The organism is Bradyrhizobium sp. ARR65 (assembly GCF_000472385.1).
Lineage (GTDB): Bacteria > Pseudomonadota > Alphaproteobacteria > Rhizobiales > Xanthobacteraceae > Bradyrhizobium.
In genome coordinates, this window is sequence record NZ_AWZU01000001.1 from 248,011 (window position 1) to 266,344 (window position 18,334).

General features: G+C 64.5%; 16 protein-coding genes. 9 read left to right on the plus strand and 7 right to left on the minus strand.

The features are described from left to right. Window positions 1–30: 30 nt before the first annotated feature. Together shc and F758_RS0101285 are read right to left on the minus strand one after the other, a co-directional pair. Entirely contained in the window at window positions 31–2,133 is a 2,103-nt protein-coding gene (gene shc, locus F758_RS0101280) for a squalene--hopene cyclase (RefSeq protein WP_024506140.1), read from the minus strand. A gap of 148 nt (window positions 2,134–2,281) precedes the next feature. Then, entirely contained in the window at window positions 2,282–2,680 is a 399-nt protein-coding gene (locus F758_RS0101285) for an MAPEG family protein (protein ID WP_024506141.1), read from the minus strand. Between the two features lie 129 nt (window positions 2,681–2,809). Between F758_RS0101285 and hemH the strand changes: the two genes are divergently transcribed. Beyond that, window positions 2,810–3,829: a ferrochelatase gene (gene hemH, locus F758_RS0101290; protein ID WP_051386625.1), complete on the plus strand. Its 1,020-nt coding sequence runs from the start codon at window positions 2,810–2,812 to the stop codon at window positions 3,827–3,829. A 16-nt stretch (window positions 3,830–3,845) separates the two neighbouring features. Here the strand turns inward: hemH and F758_RS0101295 are convergent, their stop codons facing one another. Beyond that, window positions 3,846–4,850, minus strand: a complete 1,005-nt coding sequence (locus tag F758_RS0101295; protein WP_024506143.1) for a KpsF/GutQ family sugar-phosphate isomerase — start codon at window positions 4,848–4,850, stop codon at window positions 3,846–3,848. Between the two features lie 202 nt (window positions 4,851–5,052). Between F758_RS0101295 and F758_RS0101300 the strand changes: the two genes are divergently transcribed. The 3 genes from F758_RS0101300 (at window position 5,053) to F758_RS0101310 (ending at window position 9,319) form a co-directional block, all read left to right on the plus strand. Continuing rightward, the gene (locus tag F758_RS0101300) at window positions 5,053–6,786 is read left to right on the plus strand and encodes an outer membrane beta-barrel protein (protein ID WP_024506144.1); all 1,734 of its coding nucleotides are present in this window, start codon (window positions 5,053–5,055) and stop codon (window positions 6,784–6,786) included. Between the two features lie 244 nt (window positions 6,787–7,030). Further along, complete coding sequence (glpK, locus tag F758_RS0101305; protein WP_024506145.1) at window positions 7,031–8,530, plus strand: glycerol kinase GlpK; 1,500 nt, start codon at window positions 7,031–7,033, stop codon at window positions 8,528–8,530. A gap of 159 nt (window positions 8,531–8,689) precedes the next feature. Further along, window positions 8,690–9,319: a glutathione S-transferase family protein gene (locus F758_RS0101310; protein WP_024506146.1), complete on the plus strand. Its 630-nt coding sequence runs from the start codon at window positions 8,690–8,692 to the stop codon at window positions 9,317–9,319. A gap of 74 nt (window positions 9,320–9,393) precedes the next feature. On the opposite strand, the gene F758_RS0101315 is transcribed toward F758_RS0101310, so the two are convergent. Then, the gene (locus F758_RS0101315) at window positions 9,394–10,245 is read right to left on the minus strand and encodes a hypothetical protein (protein ID WP_024506147.1); all 852 of its coding nucleotides are present in this window, start codon (window positions 10,243–10,245) and stop codon (window positions 9,394–9,396) included. 86 nt (window positions 10,246–10,331) lie between these two features. Between F758_RS0101315 and F758_RS49210 the strand changes: the two genes are divergently transcribed. Next, window positions 10,332–10,985 carry a hypothetical protein gene (locus tag F758_RS49210; protein ID WP_157449811.1) on the plus strand — a complete coding sequence of 218 codons (654 nt, stop codon included), beginning with the start codon at window positions 10,332–10,334 and terminating at the stop codon, window positions 10,983–10,985. Window positions 10,986–11,383: 398 nt separating this feature from the next. Here F758_RS49210 and F758_RS0101330 read toward each other — a convergent pair whose 3' ends face one another. From F758_RS0101330 to F758_RS0101340, 3 genes are all read right to left on the minus strand, one after another. After that, window positions 11,384–12,772: an ATP-binding protein gene (locus F758_RS0101330; protein WP_024506149.1), complete on the minus strand. Its 1,389-nt coding sequence runs from the start codon at window positions 12,770–12,772 to the stop codon at window positions 11,384–11,386. Window positions 12,773–13,029: 257 nt separating this feature from the next. Further along, window positions 13,030–13,758: a response regulator gene (locus F758_RS0101335; RefSeq protein ID WP_024506150.1), complete on the minus strand. Its 729-nt coding sequence runs from the start codon at window positions 13,756–13,758 to the stop codon at window positions 13,030–13,032. Further along, a complete protein-coding gene (locus tag F758_RS0101340; RefSeq protein WP_024506151.1) occupies window positions 13,755–14,315 on the minus strand; it encodes a MarR family transcriptional regulator in 561 nt (186 codons plus the stop codon). The genes F758_RS0101335 and F758_RS0101340 overlap by 4 nt, the downstream gene beginning before the upstream one ends. A gap of 345 nt (window positions 14,316–14,660) precedes the next feature. Between F758_RS0101340 and F758_RS0101345 the strand changes: the two genes are divergently transcribed. From F758_RS0101345 to F758_RS0101360, 4 genes are all read left to right on the plus strand, one after another. After that, window positions 14,661–15,740 carry a branched-chain amino acid aminotransferase gene (locus F758_RS0101345; protein WP_024506152.1) on the plus strand — a complete coding sequence of 360 codons (1,080 nt, stop codon included), beginning with the start codon at window positions 14,661–14,663 and terminating at the stop codon, window positions 15,738–15,740. Between the two features lie 352 nt (window positions 15,741–16,092). After that, complete coding sequence (hisS, locus tag F758_RS0101350) at window positions 16,093–17,475, plus strand: histidine--tRNA ligase (RefSeq protein ID WP_502689116.1); 1,383 nt, start codon at window positions 16,093–16,095, stop codon at window positions 17,473–17,475. 122 nt (window positions 17,476–17,597) lie between these two features. Continuing rightward, a complete protein-coding gene (locus F758_RS0101355; RefSeq protein ID WP_024506154.1) occupies window positions 17,598–17,801 on the plus strand; it encodes a tautomerase family protein in 204 nt (67 codons plus the stop codon). Window positions 17,802–17,915: 114 nt separating this feature from the next. Beyond that, window positions 17,916–18,311: a thioesterase family protein gene (locus tag F758_RS0101360; protein WP_024506155.1), complete on the plus strand. Its 396-nt coding sequence runs from the start codon at window positions 17,916–17,918 to the stop codon at window positions 18,309–18,311. Window positions 18,312–18,334: the final 23 nt, after the last annotated feature.

Here is an 18,334-nt window from a genome sequence, read left to right on the forward strand (position 1 = left end):
CGTGAAAAACGGGGAGAGGGGCAGATCCAGCTACTCACCCGCAGCGACGGCTGCATCTGCCTTTACCGCCGCGGCTGTCCTGCCATGTGCCTGCGGCCGCACCGCGCGGCCCAGCGCCATCAGCGGGAAGTAGTGCCTGTACATGTCATAGCGCAGCATGAAGGCGCGCGAGAGCTCGGGGCCCTGCATCAGGCGACCGGGCAAAGAGGGGTCAGTGAGCTTGATGGTCTGGCCGACGCCGTAGCCGGGAAAGCCGGTGCCGGTGAACTGCGGCTCGTGCCAGGTGCCGCCGGACTGATGTTCGACCAGGAACATGCAGCCGCGCTCGATCGCCTCGCGATCCCCGGGCCGATTGGCGGCGAGCAGCGCCATCAGCGTCCAGGCCGTTTGGGACGCGGTCGCGGTGCCGCGGCCAACCGCCTTGATATCCATGTAGGACGCGCAGCTCTCGCCCCAGCCGCCATTGTCCTGCTGATGGGCGACCAGCCAGTCGCAGGCTTTGCCGATGAAGGGTTGGCTCATGTCCTCGCCGATCGCCGCGAGCGCGGGCAGCACGGCGCCGGTGCCGTAGACATAGTTCACGCCCCAGCGGCCGAACCAGGGGCCGTCAGGCTCCTGCTCACGCCGGATGAAGTCCAGCGCGCGAACAATCGTGGGATGCTGGCGCGACATGCCGAGCTTGCCGAACGCCTCGATGACATGCGCGGTGACGTCGACCGACGGCGGATCCAGCGCTTCGCCATAATCGCAGAACGGGATCTTGGTCAGGATCTTCTTGTCGTTGTCCTTGTCGAAAGCGCCCCAGCCGCCGCCTCTGCTCTGCATGCCGACCAGCCAGTCGACGCCGAGCCGGATCGCTTCCTCGATGCCCCTGGCCTTCCATTTCGGATCATGACGCAGCGGCGCCAGCGCGATCAGCGCCACCGCGGTGTCGTCGACATCGGGATAGTAGTTGTTGGCGTATTCGAAGGCCCAGCCGCCCGGCTTGACGTGAGGAAGCTTCACCGACCAGTCGCCGGGCACGCGCACCTGCCGGTCCAGCACCCACTGCACGGCCTTTTCGACGGCTTGCGGATAATCACCGATCACGCCGGCATCGTCGAAGGCGAGCAGCGTCAGGATCGTGTCCCAGACCGGACTGTTGGTGGCCTGGATGTAGGTCGCATCGCCCACGTCGACCCGCCAGCCGGGGTCGTTCAGCGCATCGAGCCCCTTGGCCAGGACCGGATGGTTGACGGGATAGCCCTCCGCATAAAGCGCCATCAGCCCGTAGATCCAGGGCGGCTGGATTCCGCCCCAGGCCCCGTCGTAGTCCTGATGCCGGATCATCCATTCGATCACGCGGCTGACCGCCGCGTCGCGCCACAGCCCAAGGTTCAGCCGGTTGCCGAGGTTCTGCAGCGCGTGAAGCACCTTGTCAGCGCCGCGGAAGAACTTGTCCCAGCCGCCCGCGCCGGCCTTGATCGGCAGCTCGTAGTCGAACTTGTCGCGGCCTTCCGGGAACAGCGCGTCGAGCCGGTTTTCAGGCGGCAGCGGACGGCTCGGGCGGCGCGCCGAGAGCAGGGCGATCGGCATCAGGGTTGCGCGCGCCCATTGCGCAAAATTGTAGATCGAGAACGGAAACCAGACCGGAAACCAGATGACCTCCGGCGGAATGTTCGGCGTCTTCTCCCACGGCCATTCCCCGAGCAAGGCGAGCCAGTAACGCGTGAAGACGCGGATGTTGCGCAGGCCGCCTTTCGCGGCGATCCACTCGCGCGCGCGCACGAGCGCAGGTTCATCGTCGCGATAGCCGAGCGAGCGCAGCGCGGCGTAAGCCTCCACCGTGGTGTTGATGTCGCCATTCGGCGCACCATAATAGACCTGCCAGGCGCCGTCCGGCCGCTGCGTATCGAGCAGCGACTGCCCCAGGCGCTTGCGTAAGGGGTGATTTTCGAGCCCCATGAACCACAGCGCGAGGCACCACTGCGCTTCCATGCAGGCGTTCGATTCCGCGCGTCCCACCCAGTGTCCATCCGGCCTCTGGTGCTCGATCAGCCACTCCGCCGCGGCCCGCACGCTCGATTGCAAGGCGGTGCGGAAGTTGTGAGGGTCCCTCGTCGTGCTCTCGAACGTCGAGCCGTTCAACGTCATCAGAATCTCCCGGCGGCCTTCGCAAGGCGCCTTCTCGTCCGTCAAAATCCTGCCCGCCGTATAGGTAATTTTTTCGGTGAAGCCAATTCGGCCGAGCCGCGCAGGGATGAGATCAAACGCGGAACGAAGGTCGCGCGGAGTGCGAACCTCAGATCGGCAGGTAGCCGCGGATCAGCGGCAGGAAGAAGATGGCGACATTGATGATGAAGGCGACGCTCCAGAGGATTGAGCGCAGGCTGGGGCGGTTGCCGATATAGGTCAGCACATAGGCCAGCCGCACGATCACGAACAGCACCGCCAATTCGTTGATCAGGTTCTGCGGCGCTCCGCGGAATTCGGCGAGCAGCACGGCGATTGCGAAGAACGGGAACGCCTCGATGCCGTTCTGGTGCGCGCCCAGCGCGCGGGCGCGGATTCCGTCTTCATAAAAGGCAGGGTCGCGCGGTTTTGAATTGTCGTAATCGCGAAATCCCAGCCATTTGATCGGGACGATCGTCAAAAGGTAGAGCGCCACGCTGGCGAAAACGCAGTATTCGGCGATCGTCATTCGTCACCCCGCCAATCCGCGCGGGACACTAGCCAACGGCGGCTTGGCTTGACAAGGATGGTGCGAGGCGCCAATCCAGCTCACGCTATGACGGCGGTGCTTCCCAGGGAAAGCGCGAAGGAAAGCGCGATGCAAGGCGTGAAGACGTCGGCCACGGCGAGCCTGCCGCGCGTCGGCGTGCTTCTGGTCAATCTCGGCACGCCCGACACCGCCGACGCCGAAGGCGTGCGCGTTTATCTGAAGGAGTTCCTGTCGGATCCGCGCGTCATCGAAGACCAGGGACTGCTCTGGAAGATCATCCTCAACGGCATCATCCTGCGCAGGCGCCCCAAGATCAAGGCGCGCGACTACCGGAAGATCTGGAATAACGAAAACAACGAATCCCCGCTCAAGACCATTACCCGCTCGCAGGCCGAGAAGCTCGCCTCGGCCATTGCCGACCAAAAGCATGTCGCGGTGGAATGGGCGATGCGCTACGGCAACCCATCGATCCGTGCCGGCATCGAGGCGTTGATGGCGCAGGGCTGCGACCGCCTCCTGTTGGTGCCGCTCTATCCGCAATATTCCGCGGCGACCTCGGCGACCGTCTGCGACGAAGCCTTTCGCGTCCTCGCGTCTTTGCGCGCGCAACCGACGTTGCGCGTGAGCGCGCCTTATTATGACGATCCCAATTACATCGAGGCGCTCGCGGTCTCGGTCAACACGCATCTTTCGGCGCTGCCGTTCGAGCCGGAACTGATCCTGGCCTCCTATCACGGCATGCCCAAATCCTATGTCGATGCCGGCGATCCGTATCCTGCGCAATGCGCCGCGACCACGGAAGCGCTCCGGAAGCGTCTTGGCCTCGACAATTCAAAGCTCCTGATGACCTTCCAGTCGCGCTTCGGCAACGAGGAATGGCTGCAGCCCTACACCGACAAGACGGTCGAGCGGCTGGCGAAGGAGGGCATCAAGCGCCTTGCGGTGGTGATGCCAGGCTTTTCCGCCGATTGCCTGGAGACGCTGGAAGAGATCGCCGGCGAGAACGCCGAGATCTTCAAGCATAATGGCGGCGAGCAGTTCTCCGCCATCCCCTGCCTCAACGACAGCGCGCCTGGCATGGACGTCATCCGCCAATTGGTGCTGCGCGAGTTGCAGGGCTGGATTTAGCGATTGGTTGTAGGGATCAGGCCACCCCCGCCCGCAACAGATCGTGCAGGTGCAAGATCCCCACCGGCTTGTTCGCTTCCGTCACGATCAGCGTGGTGATCTTGGCCGAATTGAGCAGCTCGATCGCTTCGCTGGCGAGCGACGAGGCGTCGATGGTCTTGGGATTTTTCGTCATGACGTCATCGACCGCGGCGGTGATGAGGTCGGGCCGCATCTGGCGGCGCAGGTCGCCGTCGGTGATGATGCCGGCGATGCAGCCGCGCCCGTCAACGATGGCGACGCAGCCAAAGCCCTTGGCGGACATCTCGACCAGCGCGTCCGACATCTTCGTGCCCAGCGGCTTGATCGGCACGGCCTCGCCCGTGTGCATGAGGTCGCTGGTGTGCTTGAGCATGGCGCCGAGCTTGCCGCCGGGATGGAAGTTGGCGAATTGCGAGGCCGTAAAGCCGCGACTCTCCAGAAGCGCGATCGCGAGCGCATCGCCGATGGCGGCCTGCATCAACGTCGACGTGGTCGGGGCCAGATTATGCGGGCACGCCTCGCGTACCTTCGGCAGTTCCAGCACGATCCGCGCCGCCGCACCCAGCGATGATTCCGCGTTCGAGGTCACCGCGATCATCGGGATCGCAAAGCGCGCGGAGTAATTGACGAGGTTCTTCAACTCCGGCTGCTCGCCGGACCAGGACAGCGCGACGATGACGTCATCCGCGGTGATCATGCCGAGGTCGCCGTGGCTCGCTTCGGCCGCGTGCACGAAGAAGGCGGGCGTGCCGGTCGAGGCCAGCGTGGCGGCGATCTTGCGCGCGACATGGCCGGATTTGCCGAGCCCGGTGACGATGACGCGCCCGCGCGCCTGCCGGATCAACTCGACCGCGGCGGCAAAGGACGCGCCCAGCGGGCCGCGCAAGGCTGCGGCCATCGCGGCAATGCCGCTCGAGCCGACGTCCAGCGTGCGCAGGGCCGATTGAATGGCGTCGGCATGGTCGGGTGATGTCGCCATAAGCGGTTTGGTTTGAGGCATGTCGCTTTCCAGGGAGGAGGCCAGACGGCAGTTACGCAATGCTTAACATGCCCGCTCGGGCGGGGCGACGGCACCCGTCCCACCCTCAACGGGTCATTAACCATAATTGTTTTAACTCCATTAACGACATGTTCCGCAAGGCGTCCCGCGCCCGGCCGGAAATGTTCGATGAAGTGCATGTTTTCGTTGGGGTTTTTTCATCGTGGGGTGGGGGCCGGAATGGGGCCGGGAGACTGGCGCGCTCGTCTTGCGCGCAGGCGTGGCTTGCCTGTGGCTTGCCGCCTTTGCCCCGTCTATCGCCAGCGCTCAGACGCTGACCTCCGACCTGTTCAATCCGAAGCGCGGCGCGTTCGTCCCGGCGCAGCAGATGCCGTTCCGCAAGATCGGCGACGATAGCGCCGATGATTCGGTGGGCTCTTCGCCGCCCAATCCCAACCAGGCGAGGTCGCTCGCGCCCGGCACGCTGGCGCCGGTCGGGCAGTCTCCGGGCTTCGGGTTGCCGGCCGGCGACGGCATCGGCGATGCCGGCTTCGATTCGCTCAATCGCAAGCGCAAGCTGCCAAAATATTATCCCGGGCAGGTGCGGCCCAAACCGTCGCCCGGTCCCGGCACGCCGCCGCCTCCTCCGCCGCAGGTCAATGCGGTCGGCGATCTGCGCCTGTCGATCCCGCCTTCGGAGATGGCCGCCAGGCCGCCGGTGCCGCCGGCGGTGGCCGGCAGCGTGCCCGGCCAGCCGCAGCGCCGTCGGCTCAAGCTGGACGACGATCCATTCGGCGCGGTCGGCGACTATGCGGGGGCGTTCCTGGTCAAGACGGCGGTGGAATTGTCCGGCGGCTACGACACCAATCCCGGACGCCTCAACGAGCCGCACGGCTTGCCGTCCTGGGTGGTCGCGCCGGAGTTTCTGGCGGTCTCCAATTGGGATCGTCACGCGCTCGTCGCCGACCTGCGCGGCTCCTTCACCGGCTATGGCGGCAGCCTGCCCACGACCATCGACGGCGCGGCATCGCCGGCGCCGACCAATGTCGATCGTCCGAATTTCATCGGGCATGTCGACGGGCGGCTCGATGTCTCCAGCGATACCGACATCACCGCGCAGCTCCGCCTGAACGTTGCGACCGACAATCCCGGCAGCCCGAACGTGCAGGTCGGGCTCAAGAGCTATCCGATCTACGCAACACTCGGCGGCACGCTCGGCTTCGACCAGCGCTTCAATCGTCTGACGATTTCCGGCGGCGCGACGGTGGACCGCACCTCCTACCAGAACTCGACGCTCACCGACGGCACCACCTCCTCCAACGACGACCGCAATTTCAACCAGTATGGGGGGGTCGGGCGCATCTCCTACGAGGTGCTGCCGGGCCTCAAGCCCTTCGCTGAAGTCGAGGGCGACACCCGCGTGCATGACCTGCAGTTCGACCGCAACGGCTATCAGCGCGATTCCTCCGGCGGCTATGCCAAGGCCGGCACCTCATTCGAGTTCACGCGCCTGATCACCGGCGAAGTCTCGATCGGCTATGCCGCGCGCAACTATGTCGATCCCCGGCTGAACCGGCTCGATGGCCTGCTCACCTCGGCCTCGCTGATCTGGACCGCGACGCCGCTCACCACGGCAAAATTCTATTCCGACACCCAGATCGCCGAGACCACCGTGCCCGGCACCTCGGGCACCTTGATCCACACCTACACCTTCGAGGTCGATCACGACTTCCGCCGCTGGCTCACCGGCATCGGCAAGTTCACCTACGGCACGCTCGACTACCAGGGCGACAACCGCAACGACACCACCTACTCGATCGAGGGCGACGTCATCTACAAGATGACCCGCTATCTCTGGCTCAAGGGCACACTGCGTTACGATGCGCTGGATTCGAACGTGGTGAACGCGAGCTCGAAGGCGACGGTGGTGATGTTGGGGGTGCGGCTGCAGAATTAGCGCATCAGCCGATCAAGTTGAGAACCGGACGAGCGCCTTTAGCCAGGCCCGTCATTGCTGTGCGTCCTCTCGATTCACTTACTCGCGCATCTGCACCAGAAGTGGACGCTCACCGCGCCCCGTCTAATCCCTGGCCAGCCGGAGTGACGGTCGGATATTGACCTTCTCGCACCAATCCGCTTGCTTGGGCGCAAAGCAAACCTTCCGGGAAAAACGCCAGGAATCATCTCCAGGAATCACCACCATGTCTTTCGTGCTGGCCATCGATCAGGGCACCACATCCTCGCGCGCCATCGTGTTTCGCGGCGACATTTCCATAGCGGCGGTGGCGCAAGCCGAATTCCCGCAGCACTTTCCAGCCTCTGGCTGGGTCGAGCACGAGCCGGAGGATATCTGGACCTCCACCGTCTTGACCTGCCGCGACGCGTTGGAGAAGGCGGGCCTGAAGGCAAAAGACATCGCCGCAATCGGCATCACCAACCAGCGCGAGACCACCGTGGTGTGGGACCGCGCCACGGGGCAGGCCGTGCATCGCGCGATCGTCTGGCAGGACCGCCGCACCGCCGATATCTGCGCACGCCTCAAAGCGGAAGGCCTGGAGCCGGAGATAAGTAGGCGAACCGGCCTGATCATCGATCCCTATTTTTCCGGGACAAAAGTCGCCTGGATCCTCGACCAGGTCCCCGGCGCCCGCGCCCGCGCCGAGGCCGGCGAGCTCCTGTTCGGCACCGTGGATTGTTACCTGCTGTGGCGGCTCACCGGCGGCAAGGTGCATGCGACTGATGCCACCAATGCCTCGCGCACGCTGTTGTTCAACATCCATACCGGCGAGTGGGATGAGGAGCTGCTGAAGATCCTGCGCGTGCCGCGCTCGATGCTGCCCGAGGTGAAGGATTCGTCCGCCAGCTTCGGCGAAAGCCTGCCGGAATTGTTTGGCGGCGCGATTCCGATCGCCGGCATCGCCGGCGACCAGCAGGCCGCGACCATCGGGCAGGCCTGCTTCACACCCGGCATGATCAAATCGACCTACGGCACCGGCTGCTTTGCGCTCCTCAACACAGGTAGCACGCCTGTTGCGTCCAAGAACAAGCTCCTCACCACCATCGCCTATCAGCTCGGCGGCAAGCGGACTTATGCGCTGGAAGGCTCGATCTTCGTCGCGGGCTCGGCGGTGCAGTGGCTGCGCGATGGCTTAAGGGTCATCAAACAGGCCGCCGAGACCGGCCCGCTCGCCGATCAATCCGATTCCATGCAGAGCGTTTATCTGGTGCCAGCTTTCGTCGGCATGGGCGCGCCCTATTGGAATCCGAACGTGCGCGGCGCGCTGTTCGGGCTTACGCGCAACACCGGCCCCGCCGAGCTCGCGCATGCCGCGCTGGAAAGCGTCTGCTACCAGACCTTCGACCTCTGGGAAGCCATGCGCGCCGACTGGCCGGAAGCCAAAGCCGCCAACATCGTGCTGCGCGTCGATGGCGGCATGACCGCCTCCGATTGGACCATGCAGCGCCTCGCCGATCTGTTGAACGCGCCGGTCGATCGCCCGATGATCCAGGAAACCACTGCGCTCGGCGCCGCCTATCTCGCCGGCCTTGCCGCCGGCGTCTATCCCGAGCCCGCAAAATTCGCCGACAACTGGCGTCTCGAACGCCGCTTCAAGCCGAACATGAGCCAGGCCACGCGCGAGCGCAAGCTGAAGGGCTGGGCAAGAGCGGTGAGGGGTGTGCTGGCGAGTGATGAGGGATAGGGCCCCCGATCGCTACCGCGACTTCTGCTGTCATCGTCCGCGAAAGTGGATGATCCAGTATTCCAGAGACGCCGTAATAACATCGCGACGGCACGGCATACTGGATATCCCGCATTGCGCGGGGTGTGACAGCGTGGGTGAAGAGAGAAGGTATCGACCATGTTCCTCATCGGCCAATACGACTCCCCTTTCGTTCGCCGCGTCGCGATTGCGATGCGGCTTTATGGACTGAAGTTCGATCACAAGCCATGGTCGACCTTCGGCGATGCCGACAAGATCGCGCCCTATAATCCGTTGCGGCGGGTGCCGACGCTGGTGCTCGACGACGGCGAGGCGCTGATCGATTCCGCCGCGATTATCGATTATCTCGATGAACTCGTCGGCCCCGGCAAGGCGATGATCGCGCCCAAGGGAATCGAGCGGCGCAGGCATTTGCGCATGATCGCGCTGGCGACCGGTCTTGGAGATAAATCGGTGAGCCTCGTCTACGAGGGCGTGCTGCGCAAGGAGCAATTAAAACTCTGGGTCGATCGCTGCGAAGCGCAGATTTCAGGCGCGCTCGATGCGCTGGAGCAGGAGCGCGCGACGACTGCGACGCCTTACCTGTTCGGCGATCGCATCGGCCATTCCGATATCGCGATCGCCTGCGTGCTGCGCTTCACCAATGAAGCGCATTCGCATCTGTTCAATGCCGATCGCTATCCGGCGCTGGCCGCCCACGCCACGCGTTGCGAGGCGCTGCCGGCGTTCAAGGACATCGTCCAGCCGCTGGCGCCGCCGAAGGGGTGAGTTGAAGTCCATAGCCTGCAGGATGGGTTGAACGAAGTGAAACCCATCGCGTTTGCGCGCGCCCTCATCACCCTCTACTGATCATCCGGCTGCACCGGCATGGGCGCCGGCGGCCGCGCTCTGGCTTGCTGCGGCAAAGGCGCCGGAACGGGCTTGCGTGCCGGGGCGGCGATCGGCCTCGGTGCCGGCCCTGAGGCCGATGCCGGCGTGGGGGCGCGCGGGGTCTGCTGGGAGACCCTTGGCTCCGAAGCCTTCTGCTCGGAAAGCTTGGCGATCAGGCGTGTCATTTGGTCCTGCCCCGCCTTGAGCTGCTCGACAGCCCTCGCATTGTCGCTGGCAGTCTGGGCCTGGTCCGCTTTGAGCTGGTCGATCCCCTGTTGCAGGTTTGCGATATCGCGCGCCATCGACTGCAGGAGCTGTGCCAGTTCGGCGGTGGAGGGGCCCGCTGGCTCCGAGGTTGTCTGCGGCGCGGCCTCTTGTGGAGAGGTCTGCGCCGCCGGCGTTGCGTCCGCAGCCGCCGGATCCGCTGCGGCCACCTGAACGGGAGGTGGGGCGGACTGCGCGGAAGGTGACGCGTTTTCCGCCTGCGCCGATGGCGTCGACATCAGTTGCGGCGCCCACCGGGCGATCATCAGCTTGACCGGCTTGCCATAGGACGACTGCGCAACGAACGCAGCGACAATGATGCCGGCCGCAAGCAGCAGGCCGATGAGGCCACGCAGCAGCGCGCTTCCACGGGATGCCCGCCGGCCGGGCACGGCGGACGGATGGCGCCCCGCGGTGTGCTCCAGCCTTGAAAGCTGTTCGGTGACACGCGCGAGCTGGTCATCGGCGCGCGCGATCTGTTCATAGGCATGCGCGAGCCTTTCATCCGCACGCGCGGCCAGCATACCGTCGGCTTCAATGGCGTTCGGTGTGGAATTCATTGGCACTCCCTTTCCCCGTTTCAAAATCACCCGAAGGAGGGCAGTCAGATTTCCACCAGAGCATGATTCGGACCCGGAGCGCCGCCTTGGCGCAAATTGGCTGGCGGTTTTCCAAAAAGTTCATGCTCAGTCGAGGGCTTGGCGTGCGATGTCAGGCCAACCTGACCCCATCGCGCTTGCCGCTCGACGACCTCTCAAGCACTCCGCTCAGTTTTGACCAAAGCATGGCTGTACGAAGGAGAGTCTGGGGCCGGACCGCGAAGTCTTTTGGGGAACGTGGAACAAACGTCTGCACCATCGGTCGCTCGATTGCAGGTAGCTGGGCATGGGGCATACGCGCCTTCCATCTCACGACGACGGAGAGTTCGATTCGCCCGTCGGGCAAGACCATTCGATTTGGCTTTGCTGCTTCTCGCACGAGGCGCCTCAAGCCGACGAAAACGCGTGCGCGCAAAAACCAATTTCGCGTGCGGTTTCAAGCTGATTTGGGTCGTCCAGATCTGCGCGTAAAAATATTCCGCTTTGTGATCACCCCAAATCAGTCGCATCCTTCGCGCGTCCCGCCTCGATTGACAAGGGGCGTATCGCGATCGTCACGAAACGTGAGGCGGGATGCGGTGGACGCGGATGTGTCGAAGACGAACGATACGGAAGCGGACGGCGAAGTCGTGTGGTCCTGGCGCCCCAAGGCTGGCGCCAAGTTTCGCGACGATGCATTCGCATCGCGCAGGCGACGGTGACAACAAGGTCTGGCTCACCGGGGAGAGCACGGAGTAAGCCGTAAACCACCGCGCAGGGAATGCCGGACTGCTCCGGCTGAACCTGTTGGTCAACGCGCGCGCGTTGCGCAGTTTTTTGCGCGGTGGCCGTGGGTGCAGCCAGCACCCGGCATTCCCTGCGCCCTCTGCATTTTCGAGAGGGTGGTCGTTGAGCAAAACTCGGGCGAAATGTGCCGCGGGAACGCGAAGTCGTGGCCGCAATCTTGACGCGGCCCATCCTTCGAGACGCGGCCTGTCGCCGCTTCTCAGGATGCAACACGTGGGCACGACATCAGACCCCTATGGTGAGGAGCGCGGCAACGCCGCGCGTCTCGAACCATGAGATCCATAGATGCAATACGTCCGCCCCGCCGCCCGGCCTACACCGGCACACGCACGGTGGCGCGGAGGCCGCCCATCGGGCTGTCGCCGAGCATGATGTCGCCGCCATGGGAGCGGGCGATGTCGCGGGCGATCGCGAGCCCAAGGCCGGTGCCGCCCTCGTCCTGGTTGCGGGCGCCGTCCAGCCTGAGGAACGGCTTGAACACCTCTTCGCGCATGTGCGCCGGAATGCCCGGTCCGTCATCGTCGACCATCACGGTGAGATAGCGGTGATCGCGATGCCCGGTGATGGAGATGGTGTTGGCGTGGCGTGCCGCGTTGGAGACGAGGTTGGCAAGGCAGCGTTTGAACGAGGCCGGCTTGACCGTGACCACGGGCAGCCCGCGGAAGGCCACCGTGGCGGAATGGCCGTGGCGCTCGGCATCATTGCGCAGCTCCTCCAGCGCCATCGCCATGTCGGTCGGCTGCGCATTCTCGCCGGAATCGCCGCGGGCGAAGGCGAGATAATCCTCCAGCATCATCGACATTTCGTCGACGTCCTTGCGCATGGCGTCGATCTCGGGACTCTCGCCGAGCAGGGCAAGCTCCAGCTTGAAGCGCGTGAGGATGGTGCGCAGATCGTGGCTGACGCCGGCGAGCATGGCCGTGCGCTGCTCGATGGTGCGCTCGATGCGCGCCTTCATTTCCAGGAAGGCATGCGCCGCGCGCCGCACCTCGCGCGCGCCGCGGGGTCGGAAATTCGGCGCCTCGCGGCCCTTGCCGAAACTCTCGGCGGCATCCGCAAGGCGCAGGATCGGCTTGATCTGGTTGCGCAGGAACAAGACCGCGACGATGAGCAGGATCGAGGAGGTCCCGACCATCCAGAACAGGAAGATCTCCGAGTTCGAGGCATAGGCGGCGCTGCGCAGCGCGAACACCCGCATCACGGCGTCGTCGAGCTGGATGCGGATCTCGACCAGGTTGGACTTCCCGACCGTGTCGATCCAGAAGGGACGGCCGATCTGGCGGCCGATCTGCGCCGAGAGCGATTGATCGAGCAGGGAGAAGAAGGGCTTTGGCCCTGGCGCCGGCATGTCGCCGACGGGGAGGAAATCGACCACGAGTCCCAGCCGCTGCTGGGCTATGCGGCGGAGCTGCGCGCGGTCCTTGTCCTGCGGGTAGCCCTTGTAGACGTCGATCAGCGCGGCGATGTCCTGCACCACCGCGGCCGAGAGATGCCGTGTCACCGTGTTCCAGTGCCGCTCCATGAACACGAAGGCGACCACCGACTGCAGCACCACCATTGGCACGATCATGATCAGCAGCGCGCGGGCGTAGAGCCCGGTCGGCATCCAGCCCTTGAAGGCGCCTCCCAGCCGGCCATTGGCGGCGGACACGCGCCCCGCGGCACTTCGCAGCAGAGTGAGGCCGGCGTCGATGGTGCTCATGGGTTGCGGGCCATCGCCTCAAAGTTCAGCACATGATCGCTTTGGCTCGAGGCGAGCGCCCATCGCGACCCGTCATCCTGAGGCGCGAGCCACCGGGTCCGCGCGAAGCGCGGCCCGATGACAGGCTCCACGAGCCTCAGAGGATGAACGGCCCGGCTGCTCGCAGCGGGGGCCGTCGCCCTTCGAGGCTCGCTTCGCGAGCACCTCAGAGTGACGGTGTTGGTTGGGAATTCGTCTCGATGGCACACGACCATGCCCTACGGCGAAGCGACCAGGCGATAGCCGACGCCGCGCACCGCCTGCAGGAACAGCGGATTGGCGGGATCGCGCTCGATCTTGCGGCGGAGGCGGTTGATCTGCACGTCCACCGCGCGCTCGTTGACCGTGCCGTTGCCGGTCAGCGCTCCGCGCGGCACGGTCTCGCCGTGGTTCTCGGCGAGGATCCGCAGCATCTCGCGCTCGCGGTCGGTGAGGTGGACGATCTCCTCGCCCTGGCGCAATTCGCCGCGGCCGAGGTGGTAGATGTAGGGGCCGAAGGCGACCTGCTCCAGCGCCTCCGCGGGCGGGGGCGTGGTGCGCTTGAGGATGTTGCCGATCCGCAGCGCCAGCTCGCGCGGCTCGAACGGCTTGGCGACATAGTCGTCGGCGCCGATCTGCAGGCCCTCGATGCGGGCTTCCGCTTCATGCCGCGCGGTCAGCATGATGATCGGCACGGTGGAGGACTGGCGGATGAAGCGCGCCAGATCGAAGCCGGTCTCGCCCGGCATCATCACGTCCAGGATCAGCAAGTCGAAATGCAGGCCGATGAGCTTGGCCCTCGCATCGCTCGCGCTCATCGCGGTGGTGACGCGATAGCCCTCGCTGCAGAGAAAGCGCGAGAGCAGATCGCGGATACGGCGGTCGTCATCGACGAGGAGAATATGCGGTGCGTCGTCGGCCGGTTGCGGGACGGGGCGCGCGGCAATTGAGGCGAGAGGCACGATCATTCCTTTGCGCTGGCGTTTTTGAAAATCGTCTCCAAAACCTTGTCCGGATCATCGCGATCGATCATCGCGCGCAGGAAGCGCCGCACCGTTTCGGTACCGGAAGGGTCGATGCCGGCGAGCGCGCGGTCAATCCGCGTGGTCTGCAGCGTCGCGAGTTTCGTAACCAGCGCCTCGCCCTTGGGGGTGGCGAAAAGAAGGCGTTGCCGGCGATCGTTGCTGCCGGTTTTTTGCACGATATAGCCTTCGTCCAGCAATTGCTTGAGCACCCGCCCCAGCGACTGCTTGGTGATGCGCAGGACGTCCAGGAGATCGGCGACCTTCAGGCCGGGATAGCGGGTGACGAAATGCATCACGCGGTGATGCGCCCGGCCGAAGCCAAAGGCTTCAAGCTCCTGGTCGGCGTCGCCGACGAAATCGCGATAAGCGAAGAACAGGAGTTCGATGATATCCCAGCGCAATTCGCCTCCGCGCGGTGCTGTATCCCGCGGCTCCGTCGCTCGGGAATCGGCGCTTGCCATGGCGCCTGCCTCGGCACTCGAGAAATTTATGTCAGCCATGTTGACGTTTCTACGGTCCAATGTTACAAAACAATCGGTCACCACGAAATATTAGATCGTTTCGTGCTGCGACGACGTTTTTAAGGACGTTCCAAGACGGGCAGAAATGCTCATATAAGCGGCATGCGCCGCGCCCCGATGTACCGTGCAATGAACGAGCGGCATGTCGGCAAACATACTGGACTTCGGCATGCCGCAAAAGCATGTCGTGAACCGCTTGATGGCGATAGAAACCGGCCGCGAGGTCGGCGGCCGTAGTGAAGTCCAGTGCCCACAAGCCGGCAGGTCCGGAGAAACAGGCTGGCGGCAGAAATGGCGCCGGTTCCGACAGCGGAAAGCAAGAGAATGAGTTTGAAATTCGAAATCCAGCCTGCGACGAACCCGACCTCCGACAAGGAGCGCGCGGCAAAGCTGGTGGATCCGGGCTTCGGCCGGGTTTTCACCGATCACATGGCTGTGGTCCGCTACACCCACGCGAAGGGCTGGCATGACGCCCGCATCGAAGCCCGTGCGCATTTTCCGCTCGATCCGGCCGCGGCCATCCTGCACTACGCGCAGGAGATTTTCGAAGGCCTCAAGGCCTACAAGCGCGAGGATGGCGGCGCGAACCTGTTCCGCCCCGATGCCAACGCCCGGCGCTTTCGGGATTCGGCTGAGCGCATGGCCATGCCGCCATTGCCCGAGTCCGCTTTCATCGAGGCGGTCGAGCAACTCGTGCGCATCGACCGCGCCTGGATACCCGGCGGCGAGGGAAGCCTTTACCTGCGGCCCTTCATGATCGCGAGCGAGGTCTTCCTCGGCGTGAAACCGTCGGCGGAATACATCTTCGCCGTCATCGCCTCGCCGGTCGGCTCCTACTTCAAGGGCGGACCCGCGCCCGTGTCGATCTGGGTTTCGGAGAACTACACGCGCGCCGCGATCGGCGGCACCGGCGCCGTCAAATGCGGCGGCAATTACGCCGCGAGCCTGCGTGCACAGGCAGAGGCGATCGATCACGGCTGCGACCAGGTCGTTTTCCTCGACGCGGTCCAGCGCCGCTACGTCGAGGAACTCGGCGGCATGAACGTCTTCTTCGTGTTCGACGACGGTTCGCTGTCGACCCCGCCGCTCGGCACGATATTGCCGGGCATCACCCGCGATTCGATCATCGCGCTGGCGAAGGATTCCGGCACGCCTGTGCGTGAAGAGCCCTACACGATCGACCAGTGGCGCACCGATGCCGCAAGCGGAAGGCTGAAAGAGGCCTTCGCCTGCGGGACCGCGGCTGTGATCTCGCCAATCGGCAAGGTGTGTTCGGCAGGCGGCGAGTTCCTCATCGGCGGTGGCGCGGCCGGTCCGGTTGCCATGACGCTGCGCAAGAAGCTCGTTGACATCCAATACGGTCGCGCGGCCGACCCGCACGACTGGATCAAACGGTTGCTGTGAGCGGCGATGGAATGATTCCCGCCGCTCGCTATCGGCGCGTGCCGACGCGTAAGGGGCGGGTGCTCCAGCCAGGTCCTCCGTCATGTCCGGGCTTGTCCCTGGCATCCACGTCTTGGCACCGTCATTCCAGGGCGATGCAAAGCATCGAACCGGCAAATCTCGACATTCCGGGTCTGCTCCTTCGGAGCATCCCGGAATGACGCGCTTCAATTAGGCACCCGTTGCCGCCTCGCTGCATCGCTGCTAAACGCCGCCGATGGCCGACAAACCCAAAAAACCGCAAAAGCTCAAAGCCCGCCTGCCGCGCGGGCTTGAGGATCGTGGTCCCGCCGCGATCAAAGCCACGCGGCAGATGGTGGAAAAAATCCGCCAGGTCTATGAGCGCTATGGCTTCGAGCCAGTGGAGACGCCGGCGATCGAATACACCCATGCGCTCGGCAAATTCCTGCCTGACCAGGACCGTCCCAATGAGGGCGTGTTCTCCTTCCAGGACGACGACGAGCAGTGGCTGTCGCTGCGCTACGACCTCACCGCGCCGCTCGCGCGCTACGTTGCCGAAAATTTCGACACGCTGCCGAAACCGTACCGCAGCTACCGCGCCGGCTACGTGTTCCGCAACGAAAAGCCCGGCCCCGGCCGCTTCCGCCAGTTCATGCAGTTCGATGCCGACACCGTCGGCTCGGCCTCACCCGCAGCCGATGCCGAGATGTGCATGATGGCGGCCGACACGATGCAAGCGCTGGGCGTGCCGCGCGGCTCGTACGTGGTGAAGGTGAACAACCGCAAGGTGCTCGATGGAGTGCGTGAGGCGCTTGGGATTGCCGGTGAAGCGCAGTGGCTGACAGTGATGCGCGCGATCGACAAGCTCGATCGGTTGGGTGTTTCCGGAGTCCGACAATTGCTTGGCGAAGGTCGCAAGGATGAATCAGGCGACTTCACCAAAGGTGCGGGACTGCAGGAGAGTGATATCGCGCTTGTGCTTTCGGCCATCGAGCAGGATCAAAGCGCGCCCATGGATGCGCGTTTGCGCGACAGCAAGATCGGGCAGGAAGGTCGCGACGAACTCGAGCAGATCAATCAGTTCGCTGCTGCATCCGGCTATGGGACCGACCGCATCAAGATCGACCCCTCCGTCGTGCGCGGTCTCGAATACTACACGGGCCCGGTCTTCGAGGTTGAGCTACTGCTCGACACCAAGGACGAGAAGGGCCGGCCCGTGCGCTTCGGCTCGGTTGGCGGCGGCGGGCGCTATGACGGCCTGGTCTCGCGCTTCCGCGGCGAGGTAGTGCCGGCGACAGGATTTTCCATCGGCGTGTCGCGGCTGCAGGCGGCGCTCACGTTGCTCGGCAAGCTCGATACGCGGCCCGAATTCGGCCCCGTGGTGGTCACCGTGTTCGACCGCGATCGCATCGCGGATTATCAGAAATTCGTCTCCGCGCTCCGCAACGAAAACGTCCGCGCCGAGCTCTATCTCGGCAATCCCAAGAACATGGGCAACCAGTTCAAATATGCGGACCGCCGCAATTCGCCTTGCGTCATCATTCAGGGCTCGGACGAAAAGGCGCGCGGCGAGGTGCAGATCAAGGACCTGATCGAAGGCGCCAAGGCGGCCGCCGCCATCGCCTCCAATCAGGAATGGCGCGAGACGCGGCCCGCGCAGTTCTCCTGCAAGGAAGAGGAGATCGTCGCCAAGGTGCGCGAGGTGCTCGCGCGCCATGATGTGAAGTGGGGATAGGGCGTTTTCGCCATGCGCGGACTTGACCCGCGCATCCATCTTTCAAATGATGCATTGCCTGCCCGCATAGCGGGCCCGGCCATGCCGGTCTGGCGACCAACCAAGAACAAGGGAGTAAGACAATGCCTGAGATTACCGTGAGCATGGCCGCCGGCCGCACCGAGGAGCAGAAGGTCGGCATGATGCGCGACATCACCCAGGCGCTGGTGAAAAATCTCGGCGTCGATGCCGAAGCCGTCGTGATCCAGATCAACGAGGCGCCGCTGATCCATAAGATGAAGGGCGGCAAGACCTTTGTCGAACGCGCGGCTGAGCAGAAGAAGTAATGGAGCCGTCATTCCGGGGCGCGCGCCAGCGCGAACCCGGAATCTCGCGCCACAACCTCGAGATTCCGGATCGGTCCGCGCGCCGCGGCCCGTCCGGAATGACGGTTTCCCGAGATGGACGCACGCGACGTCATCAAGATCGGTATGAGCGCCGAGCGCACCCTGGTGGTGCCGCCGGAGCGCACGGTGGGGCATTTCGTGTCCTACATGCCCATGGTCTACGCGACGCCGATGCTGATCCTGGAAATGGAGATGGCGTCGGGCGACGCCATCCATCAATATCTCGCGCCTGGCTGGGTCACGGTCGGCACCGAAGTCGACATCCGCCACATCGCGGCGACGCCGGTTGGCGCCACGGTGCGCACCAGCGCGAAAGTGATCGCGGTGGAGCGCCGTGTTATTCGCTTCGAGGTCGAAGCATTCGATGAAAGGCGCAAGATCGGCGAAGGCCGTCACGCGCGCGGGCTGGTGAATGTGGCCGCGTTCAAGGAGCGGTTTGGCGTCCCGTAGGTTCACTCGTCATTTCGGGTTCG